We start from the raw sequence: 22919 nt of genomic DNA on the forward strand, positions 1-22919 counted from the left end.
GGGGGCGGCGGCAGGGAGGCCGGCGGCGCGTCGGCCTCGGACCGGGGGATGAGCCTGCCTTCGGGATCGACGTTCTGCAGCCACTGGGCGATGGCGGCGGCGCGGCCGTCGCGGCCGCGCTCCAGGAACAGCCGGCCGGCCTTGATGCGGTACTTCACCGCGTCGGCCTTGCGGCCCATCTCCCAGTAGAGCTGGCCCAGCATGTCCGAGGCTTCGGCGGAATCAGGGTGCTGGCGCAGGAACAGCCCCAGGCGCTCGGCCGCCGTGGCCGCCGATTTGACGCGCGCCGTGTAGCGGGCCAGCATCACCGCCACCTCCTCGCTGTCGGCGCGCTGGCGGGCCAGGGTCTCCAACCGGCGGGTGGCCTCGGCCTCGCGGCCCAGGCGCTGGTCGATGCGGGCCAGCACCAGATGGGCGTGGAGTTGATCGGGATCGGTCTTCAGCACGGTCTCGGCGTGGCGCCGCGCCTGGGCCAACTGCCCCAGGGCCATCTTGGCCTCGGCCAGGCCGAGATAGGCCTCGGCCTCGGAATCCAGCGAGGTGGTCAGGGCGTGCTCGAAGAACTCGGCTGCCTTGCCCGCCTTGCCCAGGCCGAGATAGATGCGGCCCAGTGCCCGGTCGACCTCGGCCGCCTCGGCGTCCGATTGCGGGTCCATGGCGCGCAGGACGGCGATGGCGGTCTGGTACTGCTCGGCATCGATCAGCGCCATGGCTTGCTCCATGGCCTGATCGGCGCGTATCGGCGCCGCCGGGGACGGGGGCGGCGCGAGCATTAGGAAAATAAGGAATGCCGTTCAAGTCCCGATCCGACGTCCCCGCATGGCAGCCTCCGCTTATGCCGAGAGGATTATACTCCAATTCATAATCCGACCATAGAGGGTGGCTATTACCATCGCAGGCGGACGCCTGGCCGGACGGACCCGGTCCGACTTTTCCCCGCTTCCCGGCGAAGGTTGAAAAAGACCCGATAAAAAGCGATATTTCTCAATTGGATAACTGAAAATTCGACCAAGGTCGCATGGAACGGCGGCGGCCCCCGCGCTATTCCTGGCGTGTTGCCATTGCACGGTCCAGGAAGGAGCCACCATGCTTTACGCCTCTCCCAACACTCCGGGTGCCAAGATCCAATACAAGGCCCGGTATGACAATTTCATCGGCGGCAAGTGGGTTGCCCCCTTGAAGGGCGAATACTTCGACGTCATCACCCCCATCACCGGCAAGCCCTATACCAAGGCCGCCCGCTCGGGGGCCGAGGACATCGAGCTGGCGCTCGACGCCGCCCATGCCGCCGCCGATGCCTGGGGCAAGGTGCCCGCCGCCGAGCGGGCCAACGTCCTGCTCAGGATCGCCGACCGGCTGGAGGCCAACCTCGAACTCCTGGCCTATGCCGAGACGGTGGACAACGGCAAGCCGATCCGCGAGACCCTGGCCGCCGACATTCCCCTGTCCGTCGATCACTTCCGCTATTTCGCCGGCTGCCTGCGGGCCCAGGAAGGCGGCATGAGCGACATCGACGAGAATACCGTCGCCTATCACTTCCATGAGCCGCTGGGCGTGGTCGGCCAGATCATTCCCTGGAACTTCCCCATCCTGATGGCGGCCTGGAAGCTGGCCCCGGCCCTGGGCGCCGGCAATTGCGTGATCCTGAAGCCCGCCGAATCCACCCCGGTCAGCATCCTGATTCTGGCCGAGCTGATCGCCGACCTGCTGCCGCCCGGCGTGCTGAACATCGTCAACGGCTATGGCCGCGAGGCGGGGATGCCGCTGGCCACCAGCAAGCGCATCGCCAAGATCGCCTTCACCGGCTCCACCACCACCGGCCGGGTTATCGCCCAGGCGGCGGCCAACAACCTGATTCCGGCGACCCTGGAACTGGGCGGCAAGTCGCCCAACATCTTCTTCCCCGACGTGGCCGCCGCCGATGACGGCTTCTTCGACAAGGCCATCGAGGGGCTGGTGCTGTTCGCCTTCAATCAGGGCGAGGTCTGCACCTGCCCGTCGCGCGCCCTGATCCACGAATCCATCTACGACAAGGTGATGGAACGCGCCCTGCCGCGCATCGCCGCCATCAAGCAGGGCAGCCCGCTGGACACCGACACCATGATCGGCGCCCAGGCCTCCAAGGAGCAGGTGACCAAGATCATGTCCTACCTGGACCTGGGCAAGCAGGAAGGCGCCCAGCTGCTGTGCGGCGGCGAGCGCGCCTATCTGGGCGGCGAGCTGAGCGACGGCTATTACATCCAGCCGACCCTGTTCAAGGGCCACAACAAGATGCGCATCTTCCAGGAAGAGATCTTCGGCCCCGTCCTGGCGGTGACCACCTTCAAGGACGAGGCGGACGCCCTGGCCATCGCCAACGATACCCTCTACGGCCTGGGCGCTGGCGTGTGGAGCCGCAACGGCAACGTCGCCTACCGCATGGGCCGCGCCATCAAGGCCGGCCGGGTGTGGACCAATTGCTACCACGCCTATCCCGCCCACGCGGCGTTCGGCGGCTACAAGGAATCGGGCATCGGCCGCGAGACCCACAAGGTCATGCTCGATCACTACCAGCAGACCAAGAACCTGCTGGTCAGCTACTCGGAGAGCAAGCTCGGCTTCTTCTGATCGCCGGGCGTGCTTCCCCCCTTTGACGCCTTGACGCGCCCGGCTTCGGCCGGGCGCTTTTTTCTTGGAGGTTCCCATGGTTGACCGCGTCACCGCCACCCCTGCCGCCCTGGAACTGATCGAGCGTCTCAAGGCCCGGCACGGGGCGTTGTTCTTTCACCAGTCGGGTGGTTGCTGCGACAACAGCGCCGCCAATTGCTTCCTGCCCGGCGAACTGACCCTGGGGGCGGGCGACGTTCTGCTGGGCGAGATCGGCGGCTGCCGGTTCTACATGGGCAAGGCCCAGTTCGAGTACTGGAGGCACACCCAGCTGATCATCGACGTCATCGACGGCCATGGCGGCACGTTCTCGCTGGAAGGGCCGGAGGGCAAGGCCTTCCATACCCGCTCGCGGGTGTTCACCGACGACGAGATGGCCGCACTGGACCGCCTGGGGCCGCCGCCGGTGGGGCCGTTCGGTTGACCGGGGAAGGGATGTGGGCGAGACGCCCGCATCCCTCAGAACTTGGCCCGCAGGCCCGCCCAGAAGGAACGCGGCGCACCCGGCGTGCGGAACTGGTTGTCGGAGAAGGTGGGGAACACGCTGGCGGCTTCGCCGTAGAGGCCGAAGCTCTCGTAGCGGCGGTCCAGGAGGTTGTCGACCCTGAGGAAGGCCGAGGCGAACCCGGCCAGCTTGTACTCGGTCTCGGCGTTGACCACCTCGTAGCCGCCCAGCCGGCGGCCCAGCCCGGAATCGTCGCCCCGCAGGCGGCGCGAGGAATAGAAGGCGGCGTCCATCTCCACCTGCCATTCGTCGGAGATCTCGTAGCTGCCGCCCAGCTTCAGGCTGTGCATGGGAATGCCGGCCATGGGCGATCCGCTCCGCACCAGGATGTCGCCGTCGGCGTTGGCGCCGGGATTTTCCGGGCTGTGCAGGGTGACGTCGTTGTCGAAGGTGGCGCGCACCAGCGCGTAATTGACGAACCAGCCCACCGGCCCGATCCGGCCCTGGTCGGCGGCCTCGAAGCCGACCCGCAGGGTGCGGCCGGCGTTGCGGAAGTATCCCGTGCCGGTGCCCTGGCCCGAGGCGACGAAGATGATGTCGTCCTGGTTCTGGGTGCCGAAGCCGGCCAGCGACCAGCTGTGCGACCACGATCCGTCCGCCGCCTGGGCGCGTCCGCGCAGGCCCATCTCCACCGAGCGCGACACCACCTGCTTCAGCGGCGGGTCGGAGAGGAAGGCGTTGGGGAAGCGGCAGGGCTTGGCGGGATTGGCGCAGGACAGTTCGGCGGCGGTGGGCGCCCGGTTGGCCTCGCCATAGCCGGCGAAGGCGGTCAGTTCCGGCATCACCTGATAGGCCAGGCCCGCCGCCGGGTTGACGCGCTCGAACATGTGGTCGCCGTTGAGTTCGGTGCCGAAGCGGTCCGCCAGCACCACCTGGGCGGCGTTGTAGCGTCCCGACAGGGTCAGGGTCAGGCGGTCGGTCAGCGACAGGGAATCGCTGAAATAGACGCCGACCGTACGGTTGAGGCTGCGCAGCTCGGTCCAGTAGGTGGAGGTGCCGAGGATCGCCCCGCCGCCGCCGACGCTGCGGTCGGCGAGCAGGGAGCCTACCTCGCTTTCGCTGTGATAGCGGGTACGGCCCTCGTCCTCGGACAGTCCGAGCACCAGGGTGTTGCCCAGACCCCAGACCGGCCGGTCCAGGCTGGCCTGCAGGCTGGCCCCCAGCGAGGTGGTGGCGGTCTCGGTGCGGTTGAGCATGCCGGTGCCGCCGGCGCTGGCCAGTATGGCGTTGCCGTTGATATCGGTCAGCGCCGCCTCGTCGCCCTCGCCGGGGTCCGAGCACAGCTGGGTGGCCGGGGCGACGTTCTGGCAGGGGCCGAAACTGCCGGAATCGCCGTTCAGCGTGCGGTGGCTGACATGGCGGAAATAGGCGGAGCCCTGCAGCGACAGGCTGTCGCTGATCTCCAGGTTGCCACGCCCCGAGACGCTGATCTGGCGGTTGAGGGACTGGTCGGGCGAGGTGAAGACGGCGCTGCGGCTGTTGTGCAGCAGCTCCACGGGGCTGGGGCCGTTGCCGGTCAGCTTGGAATCGCCGAAGCCGACGCTCAAGCCGCCGCTGCCGCGCTCGCCCCGGTATTCCAGGTCACCGAACGCCTGGGTGACCAGGGAGGGCGAGCGCTGCCGCCAGCCGTCCTCGCCGCTGTGGCCGACGCCGCCGTAGAAGCCCACATTGCCGACCCTGGCGCCGTGCTGGGCCATCGCCTTGCGCCGCCCGAACGAGCCGCCGGCCGCCATGACCTCGGTGCCGGCATAGGAAAAGCCGGTCTTCATGTCCATGACCATGGCGCCGCCCAGGGCGTTGAGGCCGAACACCGGATTGGCGCCGGGCAGGATGTCGGCGCGGTTGACGGCGAAGGAGGGCACCATCTCCCAGTTGACCAGATCGCCGAAGCTTTCGTTGACCCGCATGCCGTTCTGATAGACCGCCAGGCCCTGGGGCTCGCCCATCAGGTGCGAGGCGTTGAAGCCGCGGAACGACAGGCTGGGCTGGAAGGCGTTGCCGCCGGTGTCGGACAGCGACACCGAGCCCAGGCGGCGCTCCAGCAGGTCGGAGACGGTGGCGCCCTTGCCGCGGTCGAGAACCTCGCCGCCCAGGCTCTGCACGTTGGCCGGCATCCGGTCGCGGTCGATGCCCAGGCCGGGAACCGGGGTGATTCCGATGACGTCCACCTGGGGAACCTTGACGGCCTCCTCGCCCCAGGCGGCCCCCTGGGCCAGAACCCAAAGAGCCGTACCGCACACCAGGATCGTCTTCCTGCTCATCGCTGCCTCCATTCACATGGAGCGATCTTGGGCAACGGGACCGGGGGCGGGCAATTCGACCTTGGTCCAAGGGACTGATTTATTAGAAGGAATCGATGATCTGCCTGCGCTTTGCGGCATATTCCTTCTGGCTGATCAGGCCCTTGGCCTTCAACTGGTCGAGGGTGCGCAGCCGGTCCTCCACCGCCGGAGGCGGGGCGGCGGGGGGAGCAGCCGGCGCGGCGGCCGGCTTCTGGGGCTGCTGCATCTGCTGCTGCATCTGGCGCATCTGCTGCTGCATCTGTTCCATCTGGCCCTGGGCCTGCTTCTGCGCCTCTTCCGAGCCCGGTTCCGGCACCGCCATGGCGGTGGCGGGAATGGCGGCCCAGTCGGAGCGGCGCAGCGTCACGGCGGATTTGTCCGCCGCCAGGATCTTCCAGCGGGCCTCGGCCTTGGCGGGGGCGGAGCGGCGACCTTCCTGGAAGGAGACCAGCCGGGGATCGACCTTCTGGTAGGTGCCGGTGTCGTTGGGCGGCTCGCTCAGCGCCTCGCCGACGATGAGGTTGAGACCGTCGGTTCCCATGAAGGCGCGCAGGGTGGTCAGCCGGGGTTCGTTGAGGCCCAGGATGGTCTTGCGCATGCCGATGGTGGCGATGCTGACGTCCTGGTCCGGCCCGGCCTTGGCCAGGGCCTTGGATAATTGTTCGGCCACGAAGGCGCGTTCGTCGGCGGTGAGCATTTCCACCGGCTCGCCGTTGCCGCTGTCGAGGCGCAGTTGGGCCAGGCCGTTGCGGATGTCCGCCTTGGCCAGATTGACGGGGTGGCCGTTGGCGCCGCCGCCGTCGCGCGGCACCAGGCGGACGTGCTGCCAACGGGCCTCCCAGAGGGTGGTCCCCGCCGTTTCCGCCGAGGCGGAAGGCGGCGGGGACCCGATGAGCACCGCACATCCCAGAACCAGGGCATAGATTGGGCTACGTAGGTTCCGGGACATGCTGACCTCCTTTGGGATAGGACTTAGTAGGTGACCACGAGGCCGACGGCGCCGATCTGTTCCTTCTGGCTGGCGCCGTCGGACCAGTTGTTGGTCAGGTAGTTGTATTCGCCGACCACCCGGATCCACTTGTTGATCTCGTGGCGCAGCTGGACGCCGGCCATGTCCTTGCTGGTCATGGTGTAGGTGACGGTGCTGGCGGTGGCCTGGCTCTCGGCCTTCTCGTAGGCGGTCTGGTCCACGTAGGAGGAGCCGTAGCGGGCGCTCAGTATGGTGCCCTGGCCGAAAGTGTAGCCGGCCTGGGCATAGAAGCCGTAGCCGGTCTTGGTCTCGCCCTTGGCGTCGATGCTGTCGAAGGACAGCTGGGCGCCCGACAGGCCCATGCCTTCGCCGTAATAGCCGTGGGCGACCAGGTCGACGCTGCCGATGGAGACCTTGCCGCCGACTTCGCCGCCGTAGACATGGACGTTCTTGGCGTTGCCGTTATAGGTCTGGCCGGTGATCAGGGTCGGCGTGCCGGTCAGGCCGGCCTGCTGCCAAGTGGCGTTGGCATACAGCGCCGAGGGGGCGGTGCCCAGCTTGCCGGCCCAGTTCATGCCGCCTTCGAAGCGCGGCACGGTGGTCTTGGCCCCCGACACGGCGTTGGAGGCGTCCGAGCCGATGGAGTTGGGCTCGAAGATGCCGGCGGTGGCCTTGAAGCCGCCGGCGAAGGCCGGCGTGGTGTAGCGCAGGTTGCCGTTCCAGCCGGCATAGGTGTAGCCGTAGCCGATGCCGCCCACCGTGGTGTTCAGCGCGTTGTAGCCCTGGCCCTTGGAATTGAGGCCGGCGCCGACGCCGAAGATGTACATGTCGTTGAGGATGGCCTGGCCGCCGAAGATACCCAGCGACTTGCCGCCCTGGACCTCGCCCCACTTGCCGCCGTAGGTGGCGAAGGCCTCGCGGATCAGGCCGATATTGCCGCCCGAGGCGCCGTCGCCGTCCCAGTTATGGCTGGCCGGGTTGTTGACGCTGGTCTGCAGCGACAGGCGCGCCGTCAGCTTGTTGCCGTCCAGGTCGGGCGACTTGACGTTGAAGCCGAAGGTCTCGGGGACGAAGCCCGAGATGACGTGCATGCCGTTGCCGGCGTTGGCCGAGCCCGAGCCGATGGAATAGGCGACGTTGCGGTAGGTCCGGTTGGTCTTGGACGGCGCGGACTCGCTGGTGGAATTGGTGACGAAGACGTTCAGGAAGCCGTCGACCGAGAACACCCAGCCGGCGGGATCATTGCCCATCAGGACGATTTCGGCCCGTGCCGACGGGGAAAGCGCAGAGACCGCCCCAATCGAACACAGCGCCGTCGTTAAGAACAAAGAAATTCTGCGCATGGCAAACCCCCTATATCGCTCACTGGCGAGTGGCAAAATCGGGGCGATGCTATGTCATGTTAAGTTGGTGAATAAGATAGGTAATGGTCGTAATACAAACAGACAATGTATTGTGCTGTGCACAATTTTTATTGTGATGTTATTTTGTATTACGCTAAAGGTGTATCTATTTAATTTTATCTATGCATTGTGGAATCAAGAATGGCGCCGCGGCAATGGCCGGGCGCCCTGGAGGCTGATAGATGGGGGAGAGGTCAGAAGCGGCCGATCTGGCGCGCCACGATGACCGCCTGGGTACGGCTGGTGACCTTCAGCTTGCGCAGGATGGCGGTCATGTGCGCCTTCACCGTGGTGTTGGTGACGTCCAGCTCGTAGGCGATCTGCTTGTTGGATTTTCCCCGGGCCAGCAATTGCAGCACCATGCGCTGGCGGTGGGTCAGCGAGCCCAGCTTTTCCTCCAGCAGAGGATCGATGGTGCGGGTCTTGGTGCCCAGGATTTCCTCGGGCCGGAAGATCTCACCGTTCATCACTAGGCCCACCGCCTCGCACATGCGTTCCTTGGGCGAGGATTTGGGGATGAAGCCGGCGGCGCCGCAGGCCAGGGCCTGCTCGATGACCTCCACGTCCTCGCTGGCCGAAACCACGATGATCGGGGTGTCGGGCAGGTCTTCGCGCAGGCGGAGCAGGCCGGTGAAGCCGTCCATGCCCGGCATGTTGAGGTCGAGCAGGATCAGGTCTAGCGGCTCGTCGTCGGCGAGCGCTGCGCCGATCTGGTTGAAGTCGCAGGCTTCCAGGCATTCGGCGGCGTCGAACGACTGGCCGACCACATGGCGAAGCGCGTCGCGGAACAGCGGATGGTCGTCGGCGATCAGGACCCGCACGGAAAGCCCTCCGGAGAAAGCGGGGTCGGGCGCGGGCCCGACCCCAGTCGACGGGAGGATCATAACATTGGCGCTCCCGCTTCGGAAATTCGCATCGTCATATTTCGATTCCATTTGAACCTCCGGGATGCGGGGGCACCATCAGCGCGGAACATGCCCGATCTCCCCCCGCGGGGCGGTCCGCCGGAACGGGCCGCCCCTTGGGGGAGGATCTTCAGGACTTGGGCAGCTTGAACACCCAGAGCATGCCGCCCTGGGGGATGTCCTTGATCTTCTTGGCGACCTCGCCGCCCCACAGCGGCACGGCGCCGCCCCAGCCCGAGGCGACGGCCACATACTGCTCGCCGTCCATCTCCCAGGTGACGGGCACGCCCACCACGCCCGAGCCGGTCTGGAACTTCCACACTTCCTGGCCGGTCTTGGCGTCGAAGGCCTTGAGGAAACCCTCGGGGGTGCCGGTGAACACCAGGTTGCCCTTGGTGGTCAGCACGCCGCCCCACAAGGGCGCCGGGTTCTTGTATTCCCAGACGATCTTGCCACTCTTGGGGTCGATGGCGCGCAGCGCGCCGATATAGTCGTCGTAGAGCGGCTTGATGGTGAAGCCGGCGCCCAGATAGGCGGCGCCCTTCTTGTAGGTCACCGGCTCGTTCCAGATGTCCATGCCCCATTCGTTGGCCGGGACGTAGAACAGGTCGGTGTCGGGGTTGTAGGCCATGGGCATCCAGTTCTTGCCGCCCAGGAAGGAGGGGGCCGAGAACACCACCTTGCCCTTGCCCTCGCCGACCGGGGCGCCGGGGCGGTTTTCCGGGACGAGCTTGGGTTTGCCGGCGGAATCGAAGCCGGTGGCCCAGCTGGTCTTGGTCACGAACGGCGTGGCGCTGATGAATTTGCCGTTGGTGCGGTCCAGCACGAAGAAATAGCCGTTGCGGTCGGCCTTGGCGCCGGCCTTGATGGTCTTGCCGTCCTTCTTCAGGTCGAACGATACCAGTTCGTTGACGCCGTCGAAATCCCAGCCGTCATGGGGCGTGGTCTGGTAGTGCCAGACGATCTTGCCGGTATCGGGGTCGATGGCCAGGGTCGAGGCGCTGTACAGGTTGTCGCCGGGCCGGGTGTGGCTGTTCCACGGCGCCGGGTTGCCGGTGCCGTAGAAGATCAGGTTGGTTTCGGGGTCGTAGGTGCCGCCCAGCCAGGTGGCGGCGCCGCCCGACTTCCACATGTCGCCCGGCCAACTGGCGTTGGTGGTGCCGGTGATGCCGTTGTCCTTGCCGTTGAGGGTGCCCATGTGGCCCTCGACGGTGGGCCGCGACCAGATCAGCTCGCCGGTCTTGGCGTCGCGAGCCTCGACCTTGCCGATGACGCCGAACTCGCCGCCCGACACGCCGGTGATAACCTTGCCCTTGACGATCATCGGCGCGGCCGAGAACGAGTAGCCGGCCTTGTAGTCCTCCAGGTCCTTCTTCCAGACGACCTTGCCGGTCTCCTTGTTCAGCGCCACCAGCTTGGCGTCCAGGGTGCCGAAGATCACCAGTTCGTCATAGAGGGCGGCGCCGCGATTGATCACGTCGCAGCACGGCATGATGCCGTCGGGCAGGCGGGCCTCGTAGGTCCACTTCTGCTTGCCGGTCTTGGCGTCCAGGGCGAACAGGCGCGAGTACGAGCCGGTGACGTAGATGGTGCCGTCCTGAATCAGCGGCTGGCTTTCCTGGCCGCGCATCTTTTCGCCGCCGAAGGAATAGGCCCAGACCGGCACCAGCTTGGACACCGTGTCGGGATTAAGCTTGTCCAGCTTGCTGAAGCGCTGGCCCTGGGTGCCGATGCCGTAGCTCAACACCTCGGAGGTGTTGTTGGGATCGTTGGCAAGGTCGGCGTCGGTCACCGGCCTGGCCTGGGCTCCGGCGGTGGCCAGCAGCGCGACGGCACTGATGGCGCCGGCAAGATGTCGTTTGAAGCTCATAATGTCGAGTCCTCCCCGGTCGGCCCAAGTAATGGGCTGGACGAATATTTGTCGAGACCACGAAATCAAGCCGGCGCCTTTATTGTGGGGCCTATGACTTGCCGTATGGTACGTGAATACTATTTGACGGCGACAGTGGCGCAATTACCTAAAGGTCCAATGCCTCATTCCGGCACATAGGCGCCGGGGGGAATCATGCCGGGAGTCACATAGGCCTGGTGCAGGGCGTCCAGTTGGGCCCACAGCATGTCCAGCTTGAAGGACAGGGCGTGGATCACCTGGCGTTGCTGCTCGACGGTGCGGGCGTTCTCCTTGACCCAGGCTAGGCCGAAGCGCACGTCGCGCGGCGCCTCGTCCAGGCGCTTCCTGAAATAGGCCAGGGTGACGTCGTTGGCGAAGTCGTAGTGCTGCAGGAAGCCGGCGATGCGTTCCTTGTGGATGTCGGGGGCGAACAGCTCGGTCAGCGACGAGGCGATGGCCGCCAGCACCGGATTGTCGCGCACGTAGTTCACATAGGCGTCGCAGGCGTAGCGGGTGGCGGGCAGCAGCCCCTCGGTGGACACCACGTAATCGCGGTTGAGGCCCAACTGCTCGCACAAATTCAGCCAGCGGGCGATGCCGCCCTCGCCCGGGGCTTCGCCGTCGTGGTCAACGATGCGCTGGCGCCAGATGCGGCGGATTTCCGGGTCGGCGATGCGTGACAGGATCACCGCATCCTTGATGGGGATGATGGCCTGGTAGTAGTAGCGGTTCAGCGCCCAGGCCCGCACCTGACCCGGCGTCGCCGTGCCGCCGTGCAGCATCCGGTGGAAGGGGTGCAGGTTATGGTAGCGCTCGGCGCCCATGCCGCGCAGGTGGCGCTCCAACTCGTCGGGGCTCATAGGGGTCATAGGTCGATCTCCATTCCGTCGAAGCCGATTTCCCAACCTTCCGCCTCGGCCTGTCGCCGCTCGGGCGTGTCGGCGGCGAGGACCGGGTTGGTGTTGTTGATGTGGACGAATACCCGGCGCTTCACCCCCAGGGGGGCGAAGGCGGCGATGGTGCCGAGGGCACCGCTCATGGCCATGTGGCCCATGCGCGACGCCGTCTTGTCGGAAAAGCCCGCCGTGATCATCTCGTCGTCGGTCCAGGTGGTGCCGTCGAACACCACCAGTTCCGCGCCCGACAGGCGCCGGGTCAGTTCGGGGGGCAGCGCGGCGCAGCCGGGGATGTAGAAGAAGCCCTTGCCCGTTCCGTTGCGCACATGCAGCCCCACGGTGTCCTCGGGCACGCTGCCGAAATCGGGCAGGCGGGGGTCTTCCAGCCACAGGGCGATCTTGCCCGGCACGGAAAAGGCGGTGACGTAAAGACCGGTGGGGTGGCCATCGCCGTCCTGGATGGCGGTCTCGGTGTCGAGCGCCAGGGGGACGCGCGGCGCCAGGGCGGGATTGACCACGTTGAAGATGGCGTTGGCCTTCAGCACGCCGACCACGCGCGAGGTGGCGTGGATGGCGAAGCGGTGGCCTTCGCGGAGCGTCAGCAGTCCGGCCACATGGTCCACGTCGGCATTGGTCAGCACGGCGGCCGCGATGGGCGAGCCGCGCCTGCCCTCGGGCGGATGCAGGGCGGGATTGGCCTTGATCTGGGCGGCCAGATCGGGCGAGGCGTTGAGCAGCACCCAGCTTCTTCCGTCATCGGCGCTGACCGCCAGCGACGATTGGGTGCGCGACGGCGTTGCCGCGTCGCCGCCCAGGGCCCGCCGGCACAGGCGGCAGCCGCAATTCCATTGGGGAAAGCCGCCGCCGGCGCCGGCCCCCAGGACAAGAATGCGCATCATGGCCCGGTTCTCCTCAGGCTGGCCTGTTCCAGGCGGGGGTAGAGGTGGGAGACGGACCGGACGAATTCTTCCCGCGCCAGGGCCATTCCGGCGAAGCGTTCGGGAATGGGCTGGGCCATGGCCTCGGTCATCTCCAGGCCGTCCTCGGCGACGCGGCGCAACGTCGCGTCCAGCCAGGCCAGCCAGTCGCGGGTCTGGCGGATGGCGCGGCGCTCCTTGTCGGGGCGGCCATGGCCGGGGATCAGCACTGTGAAGGGCAGCTTGGCCATTTCGTCCAGCGCCGCCACCCAGGCCGCCGGTTCGGCGTGGGGCGTGGTGGGGGCGCGGTCGAGGAAGGCCATGTCCGAGGCGAACAGCACGCCCGTCGCATGGTCCAGCACCATCAGGTCGGCGTCGGTGTGGCCCTGGACGGCGATCATCTCCAGCCGGTGGCCGCCCACCGTCTGGACGGCGCGGGGAAGCTGGCGGGACGGGGGATGGAGTTCGGTGCCCTGCATCCAGGCGCCGACCATGCGGTACATGTTGTCGGCGAAGGCCTTTCCGTGGGCCTCCTCGCCGCGGATGGTGGCGGGCAGGGCCTCGATGCCCACGTCGGCGAAGGCCTGGTTGCCGAAGATGTGGTCGGGGTGCAGATGGGTGTTGATGACGCGCACCACCGGCAGCGGCGTCACCTTGGCGATGGCTTGCCTCATCTCGCGGCCGTAGAGCAGCGAGGGACCGGTGTCGATCACCACCACCCCGGCCTTGGTGACGATGAAGCCGGTATTGACGATGTTGCCGCCGTTGGCGGGGGAGAAGTTCTCGGTCTTGCCGACGAAGACATAGGTATCGGGCGCCACCTTCTCCGGCTCCAGGCCGTAGCGCCGGGGCTCGGCGGCCTGGGCGGCGGCGGTCAGCAGCAGCAGGACGGCGAGGACGAGGCGCTTCATCCCGGCCCGCCCTCCTGGATACGGCTCTGGAAAAGGTTGCCGTTGTTGTCGCGGCCCTCGAAGCGGAAGCCCCCGGGTCCGGCCCGGCCCCTTACCTCCAGGGTGAGGATGGGGTTCTCGGATACCGGCTCGAAGGTCTCCAGTTCGGCCAGCACCTTGCCGTCGGCGGCGCTGATCCGCGACTTTTCCAGGTAGAAGGCGGGAATGCCCGCCGCCAGCCCGGTATCCATGGGATGGATCATGTGCAGCCGCACCCGGCTACCCTTGCCCTTGGCCCAGGCGCGGGAGGCCGTCTCGCCCAGGCGGCTCTGCCAGGCGGCATCGGCCGAGGCCGCCGAGGCCACGGTGCAGCCGCCGCCGGCGGCGTCCACCCACACTCCGCCCACATGCCAGAGACCGTCTTCGGCCAGGGCGGCGGCGCGCACCGGGCTGGCCATGTTGATCTTGAAGCGGGTGGCGACATAAGGCTCGGCGTCCAGGGGCCGCAACGCCAGGATTCTGGGGATCGGGTTGTAATCGGCGAACAGCACGATCTGGCGCACCGATAGTCCATGGACCCGCACCGCCACCGGCAGTTGGGCGGAATTCTCGGCCGAGGCCGGGGCGGTAACCTCGACGCGGGCGTCGAAGACGTAAGCGTCCTTGCCCAGCACCTGGGCGCGGATATCGGGCCACAGGGGCGAGCCCAGCGGGTCGGCCATGTCCTCGGCCCGGCCGGCGGCGGCCGGCAGCAGGATCAGCAGGGCGAGGACGAGGCGCCGCATGTCATTCCTCCGGGGGGCGGTGGGCCACGCCGTGGCGCTTGAAGATGGCCGCGATGGTGCCGTCCTTGAGCAGGGCGGCCATGGCGTCGTCCAGCACGTGCGACAGCGGGCGGTTGCCGTCCTTGACCGCCAGGCCCAGTTCCCACCACGTCTTGGTCAGGCCGGCGGCGGGCATGGGGGCGGTGGGGAAGCGCTTCAGGTCGGAGCCCAGCGCCGCCAGGATCTCGGATTCGGTGCCCATCACCGCCGCCACCCCGCCCGTCCTCAGGGCCTCGACCGCCAGGGCGACGGTGGAATAGTGCACCACGTTGGCCACATGGGCCGGTCCCAGCTGGGCGGTGAGATAGGCGTCGGCCAGGGTGGCCAGTTCGACGCCGACCTTTTCCCGCTCGAAGATGGTGATGTCGTCGTTCCTCACCACCCGTTCGGGGTGGCGGGCCACCACCACCCTTTCCCGGAAATAGGGGGCGAAGATCACCGCGTTGGGGTTGCGCAGCATGAACATGCGGTCGGTGGGCACATGCAGCATCACGTCGGCCACCCGGCGTTCCAGGTAATGGCCCTTCCACACCCCGTTGCGCAGGTCGTCATCCACCGTCTCGCCCGCCGTCAGCTCCATGATCGAGGGCTTGAGGCCGAGGCGCCCGGCCAGGGCCTTGGCGATGTCCACGTCGATTCCGACGACCTCGCCGTCTTTTTTCGACGAGAAGGGCGGAAAGTCGCGGTAGAGAGCCACCACCAGGTTGCCCCGGGCCCTGATGTCGTCCAGGCCGTCGGCCCGGGCGGCGCCGTTCCAGGGGAGCGACGCCGCGAGGATGGCCAGCAGGAGGGCGAGGACCGTCTTCACCGGCCTATTTCTCCCGCACGGTTTCCAGCCAGGCGCGGATGGCCCACATGGCCTCCTGGCTCATGACGCCCTCGAACTTGGGCATGTAGACGCGGCCGTCGCGCACCGCGCCGTTGCGGATGCGCTCCAGGAACCATTCGTCGCCCTCCAGCCCCTCGGGCAGGTAGCGCAGGTCCGGCGCGATGCCGCCCGAGATGGCGCCCAGGCCGTGGCAGCGGGCGCAGTTCTGGTTGTAGGCGGAATCGCCGATCTCGATGGCGCGCTTGTTGCCGCGATAGGGATTCTCCGGCAACCACTTGTCGCCCAGCTTCTTCAGGCCGTCGGTCTTGACCGCCTGGGGGGTGACGTCGCCATGGGCCTGGGCGGCCCCGACGCCGCTCACCACCAGCAGGGCCGCCAGCCCGATTCGTCCGATCAAACTACGCATCGCTCCGTCCTTCGCAGCAAAACTACGCTGGGCGGCGATGGTAGCGGCGAGGGGAGCGGGGCTGTATTGGACCTTGGCACAATTTCGGGGGGATTCCGGGCGTTTGACCGGGGCGGAGGCATTGGACAAAGGTCCAATTTTGCCGGTCGCCCCCCCCTTCTAGACTTGGCGTTCCGGCCCACGGCATGGCGAGGAATGCCCTTGTCCAGACTGAGTTTCCTGATGGCGCTTGTCCTGCTGCTCCCGCCGTCCGCCGTCCGGGCCGGGGAGATCCGCATCGCCTGGCTGTCCATGCCCGCGGCTGTCGGGCGCGCTCCCAGCGTGCTGGACGGGCCGCCGCCCCGCGATCTGGGGCTGGCCGGGCTGCGCCTCGCCCTGGCCGACAACAATGCCGGCGGGCGCTTCGTCGGGCAGTCATTCCGGCTGGCCGAGATGGAGCCCGGCGCCGGCGTGGCGGAGCGGCTGGCCAAGGAGGGAATCCGCTTCGCTGTGGCCGACCTGCCGGCGGCGGAACTGCTGCGCCTCGCCGATGCCGCCAGGGATTCGGGGCTGGTGCTGATCAACGCCGGGGCCGAGGATGACATCCTGCGCGAGGCGGAGTGTCGCGCCAACCTGCTGCACACCGTGCCCAGCCGCGCCATGCAGGCCGATGCCCTGGCCCAGGTGCTGGTGCGGCGCAACTGGAAGAAATGGGCCATGCTGGTCGGTCCGGCGCCCGAGGATCAGGCCCGTGCCGCCGCCATCCGCCGCGCCGCCCGCAAGTTCGGGGCGCGGATCGTCGCCGAGAGGCCCTGGACCTATACTCGCGACGCCCAACGCGGGGCCGAGGGCGAGGTGGCGGCCGTCACCCGCGACTGGTCCTACGATGTGCTGATGGTTGCCGACGAGACCAACGAGTTCGGCGACACCGCGCCGTTCAACACCTTTGACCCGCGTCCGGTGGCCGGCACCCAGGGGCTGGCCGCCACGGCCTGGCATCCGGCCCATGACCAGTGGGGGGCCGCCCAGGCGCAGAGCCGCTTCCGCGCCCAGGCCGGCCGCGCCATGGCCGAGAAGGATTTCGCCGCCTGGGTGGCGGGCCGCGCGGTGGGCGAGGCGGCCATGCGGGCCAGATCGGTCGAGCCCTCGCGCATCGCCGCCATGCTGCGCAGCCCGGATTTCGCCCTGCCGGTCTACAAGGGCCGCACCGCCGGGTTCCGCTCCTGGGACGGCCAACTGCGCCAGCCCATGCTGGTGGGCTGGGCCCGCAACGTGGTGACGACGGCGCCGCAGGAGGGATTCCTCCATCCGGTCACCGATCTGGACACCCTGGGCACCGACAAGGGAGAGAACGCATGCGTGTCGCGCTGACTGTCGCCGCCGCGATTTTTTGGGGCGGCACCGCCGCCGCCCAGACCGCCTTCGTCTCCAACGAGAAGGACGATTCCATCTCGGTGATCGACGTGAAGGCCATGACGGTGGCCAACACGGTCAAGGTGGGGCGGCGGCCGCGCGGCATCACGCTGTCGCCCGATTTCAAGCATCTCTACATCTGCGCCTCGGACAGCGACGCCATCCAGGTGATGGACACCGCGACGCTGAAAGTGCTGCACGACCTGCCCTCGGGCGAGGACCCCGAGCAGTTCGTCCTGCATCCCGACGGGGTGCGGCTCTACGTCGCCAACGAGGACGGCAACGTGGTGACGGTGATCGACACCAGGACGCGGCGGGTGATCGGCCAGGCCGACGTGGGCATCGAGCCGGAAGGCATGGCGGCCAGCCCGGACGGACGCGTGGTGGTCAACACCTCGGAAACCACCAACATGGCCCATTGGCTGGATGCCGACAGCCTGGCGCTGATCGACAACACGCCGGTGGGGGCGCGGCCGCGCCACGCCGCTTTCGAAGCGTCGGGCAGGCGCCTGTGGGTCACCGCCGAGATCGGCGGAACGGTTCACGTCATCGATGCGGCGAGCCGGGCCGAGCGTCATGTTCTCTCCTTCGCCATCCCCGGCGTGCCCAAGGACAAGATCCAGCCGGTGGGGCTGAAATTCTCGGCGGACGGGCGGCTGGCCTTCGTGGCGCTGGGGCCGGCCAACCATGTGGCGGTGATCGATGTCCAGAGCCTCAAGGTGGTGAAATACATCCTGGTGGGGCGCCGGGTCTGGCACCTGGAACTGACCCCGGACGGGGCGAGGCTGCTGGCCACCAACGGGATTTCCGGCGATGTCTCGGTGATCGACGCCAGGACGCTGGCGGTGGTCAAGACCATCGCGGTGGGCCGCTATCCCTGGGGGGTGGCCGTCAAACCATGAGCAGCGCGCTGACGGTCACCGGCCTGGGCTACCGCTACCGTTCCGGCTTCGCCCTGGATGGCGTGGACTTCACCACCGAAGCCGGGGCCTTCACCGTTCTGCTCGGCCCCAACGGGGCGGGCAAGAGCACCCTGGTCAATCTGGTGACCCGTCTTTACTCCCCCGAAACCGGCGGCGTGTTCATCGGCGGCCACGACCTGGCGGCCGCGCCGGGCAAGGCCCTGGCCCGCCTGGGGGTGGTGTTCCAGCAATCCACCCTGGACCTCGACCTGTCGGTGGAGCGCAACCTGCGCTACGGCGCCGCCCTGCACGGGCTGTGGGGGGGGAGGGGCTGACCGGTCGATCGAGGATGGCCTTGCCCGCTTCGGGCTGGAGGGGGCGCGCCGGCAGCCGGCCCGCGCCCTGTCGGGCGGCAACCGCCGCAAGCTGGAATTGGCCCGCGCCCTGGCCCACAAGCCCGCCGTCCTGGTCTGCGACGAGGCGACGGTTGGCCTCGACACGCCGTCGCGCCGGGCGCTGCTCGCCCATCTCCGCCTCCTGTGCCGGGAGGAGGGGCTGGCGGTGCTGTGGGCCACCCACCTGATGGACGAGGTGGAGGAGGCCGACCCGGTGGTGCTGCTCGAGGCCGGACGGGTGCGGGCTGCGGGATTGGCCGGGGAGCTGGTGCGGCGCACCGGCGCGCCGGGGCTGGAAGGCGCCTTCCAGGCCCTGCTGGCGGAGGCGGGGCCATGAGAACCGCCCTGGTCGCCCTGTGGGCCATTCTGCTGCGCGAGGGACTGCGCTTCCTGGGGCAGCGCGAGCGTATGATCTCGGCCCTGCTGCGCCCCATGCTGTGGCTGGTGATCTTCGCCGCCGGCTTCCGGGCGGCGCTGGGCGTCGCCATCACGCCCCCCTACGAATCCTACATCACCTACGAGGTCTACATCCTGCCCGGCCTGATGGGCATGGTGCAGTTGTTCAACGGCATGCAGACCTCGCTGTCCATGGTCTACGACCGCGAGACCGGCTCCATGCGGGTGCTGCTGACCGCGCCGCTGCCGCGCTGGTGGCTGCTGGCCTGCAAGCTGCTGGCCGGCGCCCTGGTGTCGCTGGTCCAGGTCTACGCCTTCCTGGCCGCCGCCCTGGCTTTCGGGGTGGAGGTGCCGCCGTGGGGCCTGCTGGCGGCGTTGCCGGTGCTGCTGCTCACCGGGCTGATGCTCGGCGCGGCCGGGCTGTTCCTGTCCTCGGCCATCCGCCAGTTGGAGAACTTCGCCGGGGTGATGAACTTCGTGATCTTCCCGGCCTTTTTCCTGTCTTCGGCGCTGTACCCCCTGTGGAAGGTGGCCGAGACCAGCCCGCTGCTGGCCCGCCTCGCCCAGTTCAACCCCTTCACCCACGCGGTGGAGGCCATCCGCTTCGCCCTGTACCTGGATGTGGCGCCCCTGTCCCTGGCCTGGGTGCTGGGTGGTCTGGCGGTGTTCTTCGGTCTGGCGGTGTGGGGCTACGATCCGTCGCGCGGCTTCCTGGCGCGCCGGGTCATGGAATAGGGACCACCCTCTGGACCAGTCCGTCCAGATCGGCGGGGTTGTGGCTGACCATCACCAGGGCCGGGCGGTGTTCGGCGCAATAGGCCATGACCGCCGCGCGGGTCGCCCGGGCGCTGTCCTCGTCCAGCGACACGAAGGGCTCGTCCAGCAGCAGGGCGGCGGGGCGGACCGCCAGGGCGCGGGCCACCGCCACCCGGCGCGCCATGCCGAGCGACAGGCGGCCGGGCAGCTTGTGGCCTTCCCCCGCCAGCCCCACCGCCGCCAGGGCGGCCTCGATCCCGGCGGGCGACAGGAAAGGGGCGACCAGGGCGATGTTGGCGGAAGCACTCATCCAGGGCAGCAGGCGCGGCTCCTGGAACACCATGCCCAGGCGCTCCGGTCGCTCGGCCCAGCCGGTGAAGGCATGATCGAGACCGGCCAGGATGCGCAGCAGGGTGGACTTGCCGCATCCCGAGGGACCGGTCACCGCCACCGCCTCGCCCGGCGCCACGTCGAGGCGGAAACCGGCCAGCACCACCCGCTGGCCGAAGCGCTTTTCCGCCACATGGGCCCTAATCACGCCAGTGCGCCGCCCGGCGCTCGATGGGGGCGAGGAGAGCCAGCTCGATGGCCTGGATCACCAGGATGAAGGCCAGGGAATAGGCCAGGATGCCGGCCACGTCGAAGCCCTGGAAGAACAGATGTAGCTTGAAGCCGATGCCGTCGCTGCGGCCGAGCAATTCCACCACCAGGACGATCTTCCAGATCAGCGCCAGGCCCGAGCGCGCCGCCACCATCAGGTAAGGCATCAGTTGCGGCAGCGCCACATGGCGCAGCGCCGCCCAGCGTCCCAGGCGGTAGACCCGCGCCAGATCGCCATACAAGGGGTCGAGGGTGCGGGCGCCTTCGCGCAAGGTGACCACCACGCCGGGAATCTTGTTGAGCGCCACGGCGGCCAGGGCGGCGCCCTCGGTCAGGCCGAACCACACGAAGCACAGGATGGCGGTGACCAGGGCGGGCAGGTTGAGGAAGAACACCACCCAGCCGTCGAACAGCCGGTCGAGCGCCGCCACCCGCCCCAGCGCGACGCCGAGGACCGACCCCACGGTCAGGGCCAGGGCGAAGGAGGCCGCGACGCGGGCCAGGGTCACGCCCAGATGGTGGAGCAGGTCGCCCTGGCCCGCCGCCTTGACCAGGGCCGCCAGCACCAGTCCGGGCGGCGGCAGGGTGGCGGCGGGGGCGATCAGGGAGCCCGCCTGCCACGCCGCCAGCAGCAGGATCAGGGACAGGGCCTGCCAGGCGATGCGCTGTCCCGTCACCAGAAGGTGCCCGGCTGGAGAACGGGCGACGGTCCGACCAGTTCCTCGCCGCCCAGTTCGGCCAACAGGGCGTAGAGCCGCCGGGCGGAATCCAGGTCGGCCATGCCGGGCATGCCGGCGCAGAACCCGGCGCGGTAGCCTTCGCGGGTGCGGGCATCGTTGGCCCGCGTCAGGCGGTCGAGACCCGTCCAGTCGAAGCCGGGGGCGCACATCAGGGTGCGGGTCTCGGCCTCGGCCCGGCGGAAGGCTTCGATCTCGGCGCGGTGGGATGCCGCCCATCCGCTGTGGAAGATCCAGCCGATCAGCGGCGGTGGCGTCTCCAGTCCCAGTTCGGCGGGAATGGCCGCCACGTCCAACAGGCGGCGGAAGCCCTTGGCCTCCAGCGGCACCGCCGAGGGCCAGAAGGTCAGCAGGGCGTCCAGGCGCCCGGCCTCCAACTGCTGGGCCAGCAGCGGCGGAGCACCGTAACTCTTGTTCACGGCGCGGTCGAGGTCCATGCCGTGACGCCTGGCGGCCAGGGCGCGCAACAGCAGCCAGCTCTTGTCCAGCGGCCCGCCGGCCACGCCCAGCTTGCGCCCGGCCAGATCGGCCAGGGTCCTGACGGGCGAGGCCTCGGGGACCAGCAGGGCGCCGGTCATGCCCACCCAGGGAACAAAGGTCAGGTCGTGGCCCATGGCCCGCTGGCGCGACACCCACAGCCAGTCGCCGACCACCGCGTCCACCGTGCCGCCCAGCAGCGCCACCGCCGCCGAATCCTTGCCGGCCAGTTCCTGGGGCCGCACCTGGATGCCGTGGACATCATCCAGCCGGTGCGAGCGCATGGTCTCGATCTCCCATTGGGCGGTGCCGAAGGCCAGCAGGCCGAGCCGGATGGGCTCGGCGGCGGCGGCCGGCAGGGCCGACAGCAACACGATCAGCAACGGCGCAAGGCGCATGGGCGGCTCCCTCCATTGCGGCCAGTCTAGGAAGGCGCGGGGGGCTGGGGTATTGGACCTATTGCCAATGGGCCGGGTGAAGCGGCAGCCGGATGATGGCGGCATGAAGCGCCTTGTCCTCGCCCTGCTGTTGCTTGCTCTCCCGGCCTGGGCCGACGACGGATACCGCACGGGCGATTATCGCGCCCCGGTGCCGCTGGAACTGGAGGGCGCCGTCACCCTCGACACCGACGAGGCCCGCGACCTGCTGGCCGGGGGTGGGGTGGTGGTCATCGACGTGCTGCCCGCGCCGCGCCGCGCCGCCGACGGTGCCTGGCTGGTTCCCAAGCCGCGCCTCAGCCTGCCCGGCGCGGTATGGCTGGCCAATGCCGGCTACGGCGATCTGCCGCCCGCCATGGAGGCGTGGTTCGCCGGGCAGTTGAATCGGCTGAGCGGCGGCGACACGGCCCGTCCGCTGCTGTTCTTCTGCATCATCGATTGCTGGATGAGCTGGAACGCCGCCCGGCGGGCGTTGTCGCTGGGCCATCGCCGCGTCTACTGGTACCCGGACGGCTCGGACGGCTGGGCCTTCGCCGGCTTGCCGCTGGAGCGGGTGGACCCGCGCGGCCCGTGAAGGAGCCGCGCGGCCCCTTGGGCCTATCCGACCTGCGATGAGTTTCACTCAACGCAGGTCAGTATCAGTGAAAGTAATACCCGACGCCGACGATGTGATCACCGACCCGCTGGATCATGGAGCGCTTCTTTTCCACCCGGTTGTCGACCCGGTTCAGCCACATGTAGTCCACCTCGCCCTTGCCGGCGGCATTGGCGATGTTGATCATCTCGCGGACGATGGCCTTGCCCTCGGCGTCGTGCAGGTTGGCGGCGTCGCTGCCGGTCAGCCTGGGATTGCCGCCCGACGCCATGTACCTGCCGTTCATGTCGAAGACGAAGACGTAGAGGTCGCGGGCGATGAAGCCGCCCTTGGGGTCGTTGAAGGCGGGGAAGGCCTTGTCCGGCCCGTCGCTCCTGAGCTTGCCCACGGCGCGCTCCAGCAGCACGCGGGCCTGTTCCGGTCCCATGCTGTCGCCGAAGGTCTTGAGATAGGCGATCAGGTAGTCCTGCTCGGCGCGGTCGGTGACCGCCACATGGCGCATGCGGGTGCCGGGCACCACCTTGTCGTTGCCGGCGATCCAGGCGCGCAGGTTGTCCTCGGTCCACACGATGTTGGCGGCCTTCAGCGCTTCGGAATACATGAAGGTGGGCAGCGAGGCCGCCGGGCGCCCCACCACGCCGTGCAGGTTGGGGCCGAAGCCCTGCTTGCCGCTCTCGGCGGAATGGCAGGCCTTGCAGCGCTCGAAGACGTGGCTGCCGGCGATCTCCTCGACGGTGGCGGCGCCGGCGGGCAGGGCGGCGGTCAGCAGGGCGGTGCCCAGCAGGGCGGCAGGCAGGCGTTTCATGGGTCCAGGTCTCCCCCGACGGTCTCGATGGGCGGGGAGGCTAGCACCCACCCCCGGCCCCGG

The 22919-nt window shown here is 68.4% G+C and carries 24 protein-coding genes and 1 pseudogene; 9 read left to right on the plus strand and 16 right to left on the minus strand.

The genetic code is table 11. The annotated features are described in order from the left end of the window. Positions 1-710 (minus strand): tetratricopeptide repeat protein (locus tag H261_RS12835; RefSeq protein WP_008618119.1); only part of this gene is annotated, 710 nt, incomplete at its 3' end. Between the two features lie 376 nt (positions 711-1086). Between H261_RS12835 and adh the strand changes: the two genes are divergently transcribed. Together adh and H261_RS12845 are read left to right on the plus strand one after the other, a co-directional pair. Further along, positions 1087-2607 carry an aldehyde dehydrogenase gene (gene adh / locus H261_RS12840; protein WP_008618120.1) on the plus strand — a complete coding sequence of 507 codons (1521 nt, stop codon included), beginning with the start codon at positions 1087-1089 and terminating at the stop codon, positions 2605-2607. 76 nt (positions 2608-2683) lie between these two features. After that, positions 2684-3070, plus strand: a complete 387-nt coding sequence (locus tag H261_RS12845) for a DUF779 domain-containing protein (protein WP_008618121.1) — start codon at positions 2684-2686, stop codon at positions 3068-3070. A 35-nt stretch (positions 3071-3105) separates the two neighbouring features. Here the strand turns inward: H261_RS12845 and H261_RS12850 are convergent, their stop codons facing one another. The 11 genes from H261_RS12850 to pedF form a co-directional block, all read right to left on the minus strand. Continuing rightward, on the minus strand, positions 3106-5412 hold the full coding sequence (locus H261_RS12850; protein ID WP_008618122.1) for a TonB-dependent receptor: 2307 nt from the start codon (positions 5410-5412) through the stop codon (positions 3106-3108). Positions 5413-5494: 82 nt separating this feature from the next. Then, entirely contained in the window at positions 5495-6331 is an 837-nt protein-coding gene (locus H261_RS12855) for an SHOCT domain-containing protein (protein ID WP_008618123.1), read from the minus strand. A 74-nt stretch (positions 6332-6405) separates the two neighbouring features. Beyond that, positions 6406-7653, minus strand: coding sequence for an outer membrane channel (locus tag H261_RS12860; protein WP_008618124.1), 1248 nt, complete (start codon positions 7651-7653; stop codon positions 6406-6408). A 347-nt stretch (positions 7654-8000) separates the two neighbouring features. After that, the gene (locus H261_RS12865; protein WP_008618125.1) at positions 8001-8627 is read right to left on the minus strand and encodes a response regulator; all 627 of its coding nucleotides are present in this window, start codon (positions 8625-8627) and stop codon (positions 8001-8003) included. A 214-nt stretch (positions 8628-8841) separates the two neighbouring features. Continuing rightward, entirely contained in the window at positions 8842-10581 is a 1740-nt protein-coding gene (locus H261_RS12870) for a PQQ-dependent methanol/ethanol family dehydrogenase (RefSeq protein ID WP_008618127.1), read from the minus strand. A 164-nt stretch (positions 10582-10745) separates the two neighbouring features. Beyond that, entirely contained in the window at positions 10746-11471 is a 726-nt protein-coding gene (gene pqqC, locus H261_RS12875) for a pyrroloquinoline-quinone synthase PqqC (RefSeq protein WP_040476419.1), read from the minus strand. Then, positions 11468-12397 carry a pyrroloquinoline quinone biosynthesis protein PqqB gene (pqqB, locus tag H261_RS12880; protein WP_008618137.1) on the minus strand — a complete coding sequence of 310 codons (930 nt, stop codon included), beginning with the start codon at positions 12395-12397 and terminating at the stop codon, positions 11468-11470. The genes pqqC and pqqB overlap by 4 nt, the downstream gene beginning before the upstream one ends. Beyond that, complete coding sequence (locus tag H261_RS12885; protein ID WP_008618139.1) at positions 12394-13326, minus strand: quinoprotein relay system zinc metallohydrolase 1; 933 nt, start codon at positions 13324-13326, stop codon at positions 12394-12396. Before H261_RS12885 ends, pqqB begins: the two co-directional genes overlap by 4 nt. Next, on the minus strand, positions 13323-14090 hold the full coding sequence (locus H261_RS12890; RefSeq protein WP_008618141.1) for a quinoprotein dehydrogenase-associated SoxYZ-like carrier: 768 nt from the start codon (positions 14088-14090) through the stop codon (positions 13323-13325). Before H261_RS12890 ends, H261_RS12885 begins: the two co-directional genes overlap by 4 nt. Position 14091: 1 nt before the next feature. Continuing rightward, entirely contained in the window at positions 14092-14937 is an 846-nt protein-coding gene (locus H261_RS12895) for a substrate-binding periplasmic protein (protein ID WP_008618142.1), read from the minus strand. Positions 14938-14941: 4 nt separating this feature from the next. Then, complete coding sequence (pedF, locus tag H261_RS12900) at positions 14942-15364, minus strand: cytochrome c-550 PedF (RefSeq protein ID WP_040476420.1); 423 nt, start codon at positions 15362-15364, stop codon at positions 14942-14944. Positions 15365-15559: 195 nt separating this feature from the next. Here pedF and H261_RS12905 point away from each other — a divergent pair, with 195 nt between their 5' ends. The 6 genes and pseudogenes from H261_RS12905 (at position 15560) to H261_RS12920 (ending at position 19184) form a co-directional block, all read left to right on the plus strand. Beyond that, positions 15560-16714 (plus strand): type 1 periplasmic-binding domain-containing protein, encoded by a 1155-nt coding sequence (locus H261_RS12905; RefSeq protein ID WP_040476421.1) that lies wholly within the window; start codon positions 15560-15562, stop codon positions 16712-16714. Further along, on the plus strand, positions 16699-17658 hold the full coding sequence (locus tag H261_RS12910) for a PQQ-dependent catabolism-associated beta-propeller protein (RefSeq protein WP_008618149.1): 960 nt from the start codon (positions 16699-16701) through the stop codon (positions 17656-17658). The genes H261_RS12905 and H261_RS12910 overlap by 16 nt, the downstream gene beginning before the upstream one ends. Beyond that, positions 17655-17993, plus strand: a complete 339-nt coding sequence (locus H261_RS26055; protein WP_008618151.1) for an ATP-binding cassette domain-containing protein — start codon at positions 17655-17657, stop codon at positions 17991-17993. Before H261_RS12910 ends, H261_RS26055 begins: the two co-directional genes overlap by 4 nt. Positions 17994-18027: 34 nt before the next feature. Next, positions 18028-18084: pseudogene (locus H261_RS26530) on the plus strand (hypothetical protein); the annotation flags it as partial. A gap of 6 nt (positions 18085-18090) precedes the next feature. Continuing rightward, entirely contained in the window at positions 18091-18390 is a 300-nt protein-coding gene (locus H261_RS26060; protein WP_008618152.1) for a putative ABC transporter ATP-binding protein, read from the plus strand. Further along, positions 18387-19184, plus strand: coding sequence for an ABC transporter permease (locus H261_RS12920; RefSeq protein ID WP_008618153.1), 798 nt, complete (start codon positions 18387-18389; stop codon positions 19182-19184). The genes H261_RS26060 and H261_RS12920 overlap by 4 nt, the downstream gene beginning before the upstream one ends. Here H261_RS12920 and H261_RS12925 read toward each other — a convergent pair. Genes H261_RS12925 through H261_RS26065 form a run of 3 tightly spaced genes read right to left on the minus strand, consistent with a single transcriptional unit; the run spans position 19174 to position 21417 of the window. Further along, positions 19174-19743 carry an ATP-binding cassette domain-containing protein gene (locus H261_RS12925; protein WP_040476422.1) on the minus strand — a complete coding sequence of 190 codons (570 nt, stop codon included), beginning with the start codon at positions 19741-19743 and terminating at the stop codon, positions 19174-19176. The two genes, H261_RS12920 and H261_RS12925, sit on opposite strands and share 11 nt — an antisense overlap. Further along, a complete protein-coding gene (locus H261_RS12930; protein WP_008618155.1) occupies positions 19736-20482 on the minus strand; it encodes an ABC transporter permease in 747 nt (248 codons plus the stop codon). Before H261_RS12930 ends, H261_RS12925 begins: the two co-directional genes overlap by 8 nt. Beyond that, positions 20479-21417 carry an ABC transporter substrate-binding protein gene (locus H261_RS26065; protein ID WP_008618156.1) on the minus strand — a complete coding sequence of 313 codons (939 nt, stop codon included), beginning with the start codon at positions 21415-21417 and terminating at the stop codon, positions 20479-20481. Before H261_RS26065 ends, H261_RS12930 begins: the two co-directional genes overlap by 4 nt. A gap of 103 nt (positions 21418-21520) precedes the next feature. Between H261_RS26065 and H261_RS12940 the strand changes: the two genes are divergently transcribed. After that, positions 21521-22030, plus strand: coding sequence for a PQQ-dependent catabolism-associated CXXCW motif protein (locus H261_RS12940; RefSeq protein WP_040476430.1), 510 nt, complete (start codon positions 21521-21523; stop codon positions 22028-22030). 64 nt (positions 22031-22094) lie between these two features. Here the strand turns inward: H261_RS12940 and H261_RS12945 are convergent, their stop codons facing one another. Next, entirely contained in the window at positions 22095-22856 is a 762-nt protein-coding gene (locus tag H261_RS12945) for a cache domain-containing protein (RefSeq protein ID WP_008618158.1), read from the minus strand. Between the last annotated feature and the right edge of the window lie 63 nt (positions 22857-22919).

The organism is Paramagnetospirillum caucaseum (genome assembly GCF_000342045.1).
GTDB classification, from domain to species: Bacteria; Pseudomonadota; Alphaproteobacteria; order Rhodospirillales; family Magnetospirillaceae; genus Phaeospirillum; species Phaeospirillum caucaseum.

Coding starts and splice junctions, on each gene's coding strand:
- H261_RS12940 (WP_040476430.1), top strand. CDS start 21,521: ATGAAGCGCCTTGTCCTCGCCCTGCTGTTGCTTGCTCTCCCGGCCTGG.
- H261_RS12920 (WP_008618153.1), top strand. CDS start 18,387: ATGAGAACCGCCCTGGTCGCCCTGTGGGCCATTCTGCTGCGCGAGGGA.
- H261_RS12945 (WP_008618158.1), bottom strand. CDS start 22,856: ATGAAACGCCTGCCTGCCGCCCTGCTGGGCACCGCCCTGCTGACCGCC.
- H261_RS12850 (WP_008618122.1), bottom strand. CDS start 5,412: ATGAGCAGGAAGACGATCCTGGTGTGCGGTACGGCTCTTTGGGTTCTG.
- H261_RS12905 (WP_040476421.1), top strand. CDS start 15,560: ATGCCCTTGTCCAGACTGAGTTTCCTGATGGCGCTTGTCCTGCTGCTC.
- H261_RS12870 (WP_008618127.1), bottom strand. CDS start 10,581: ATGAGCTTCAAACGACATCTTGCCGGCGCCATCAGTGCCGTCGCGCTG.
- pedF (WP_040476420.1), bottom strand. CDS start 15,364: ATGCGTAGTTTGATCGGACGAATCGGGCTGGCGGCCCTGCTGGTGGTG.
- pqqC (WP_040476419.1), bottom strand. CDS start 11,471: ATGACCCCTATGAGCCCCGACGAGTTGGAGCGCCACCTGCGCGGCATG.
- H261_RS12890 (WP_008618141.1), bottom strand. CDS start 14,090: ATGCGGCGCCTCGTCCTCGCCCTGCTGATCCTGCTGCCGGCCGCCGCC.
- H261_RS12845 (WP_008618121.1), top strand. CDS start 2,684: ATGGTTGACCGCGTCACCGCCACCCCTGCCGCCCTGGAACTGATCGAG.
- H261_RS26055 (WP_008618151.1), top strand. CDS start 17,655: ATGAGCAGCGCGCTGACGGTCACCGGCCTGGGCTACCGCTACCGTTCC.
- pqqB (WP_008618137.1), bottom strand. CDS start 12,397: ATGATGCGCATTCTTGTCCTGGGGGCCGGCGCCGGCGGCGGCTTTCCC.
- H261_RS12885 (WP_008618139.1), bottom strand. CDS start 13,326: ATGAAGCGCCTCGTCCTCGCCGTCCTGCTGCTGCTGACCGCCGCCGCC.
- adh (WP_008618120.1), top strand. CDS start 1,087: ATGCTTTACGCCTCTCCCAACACTCCGGGTGCCAAGATCCAATACAAG.
- H261_RS12910 (WP_008618149.1), top strand. CDS start 16,699: ATGCGTGTCGCGCTGACTGTCGCCGCCGCGATTTTTTGGGGCGGCACC.
- H261_RS26065 (WP_008618156.1), bottom strand. CDS start 21,417: ATGCGCCTTGCGCCGTTGCTGATCGTGTTGCTGTCGGCCCTGCCGGCC.
- H261_RS12860 (WP_008618124.1), bottom strand. CDS start 7,653: ATGGGCAATGATCCCGCCGGCTGGGTGTTCTCGGTCGACGGCTTCCTG.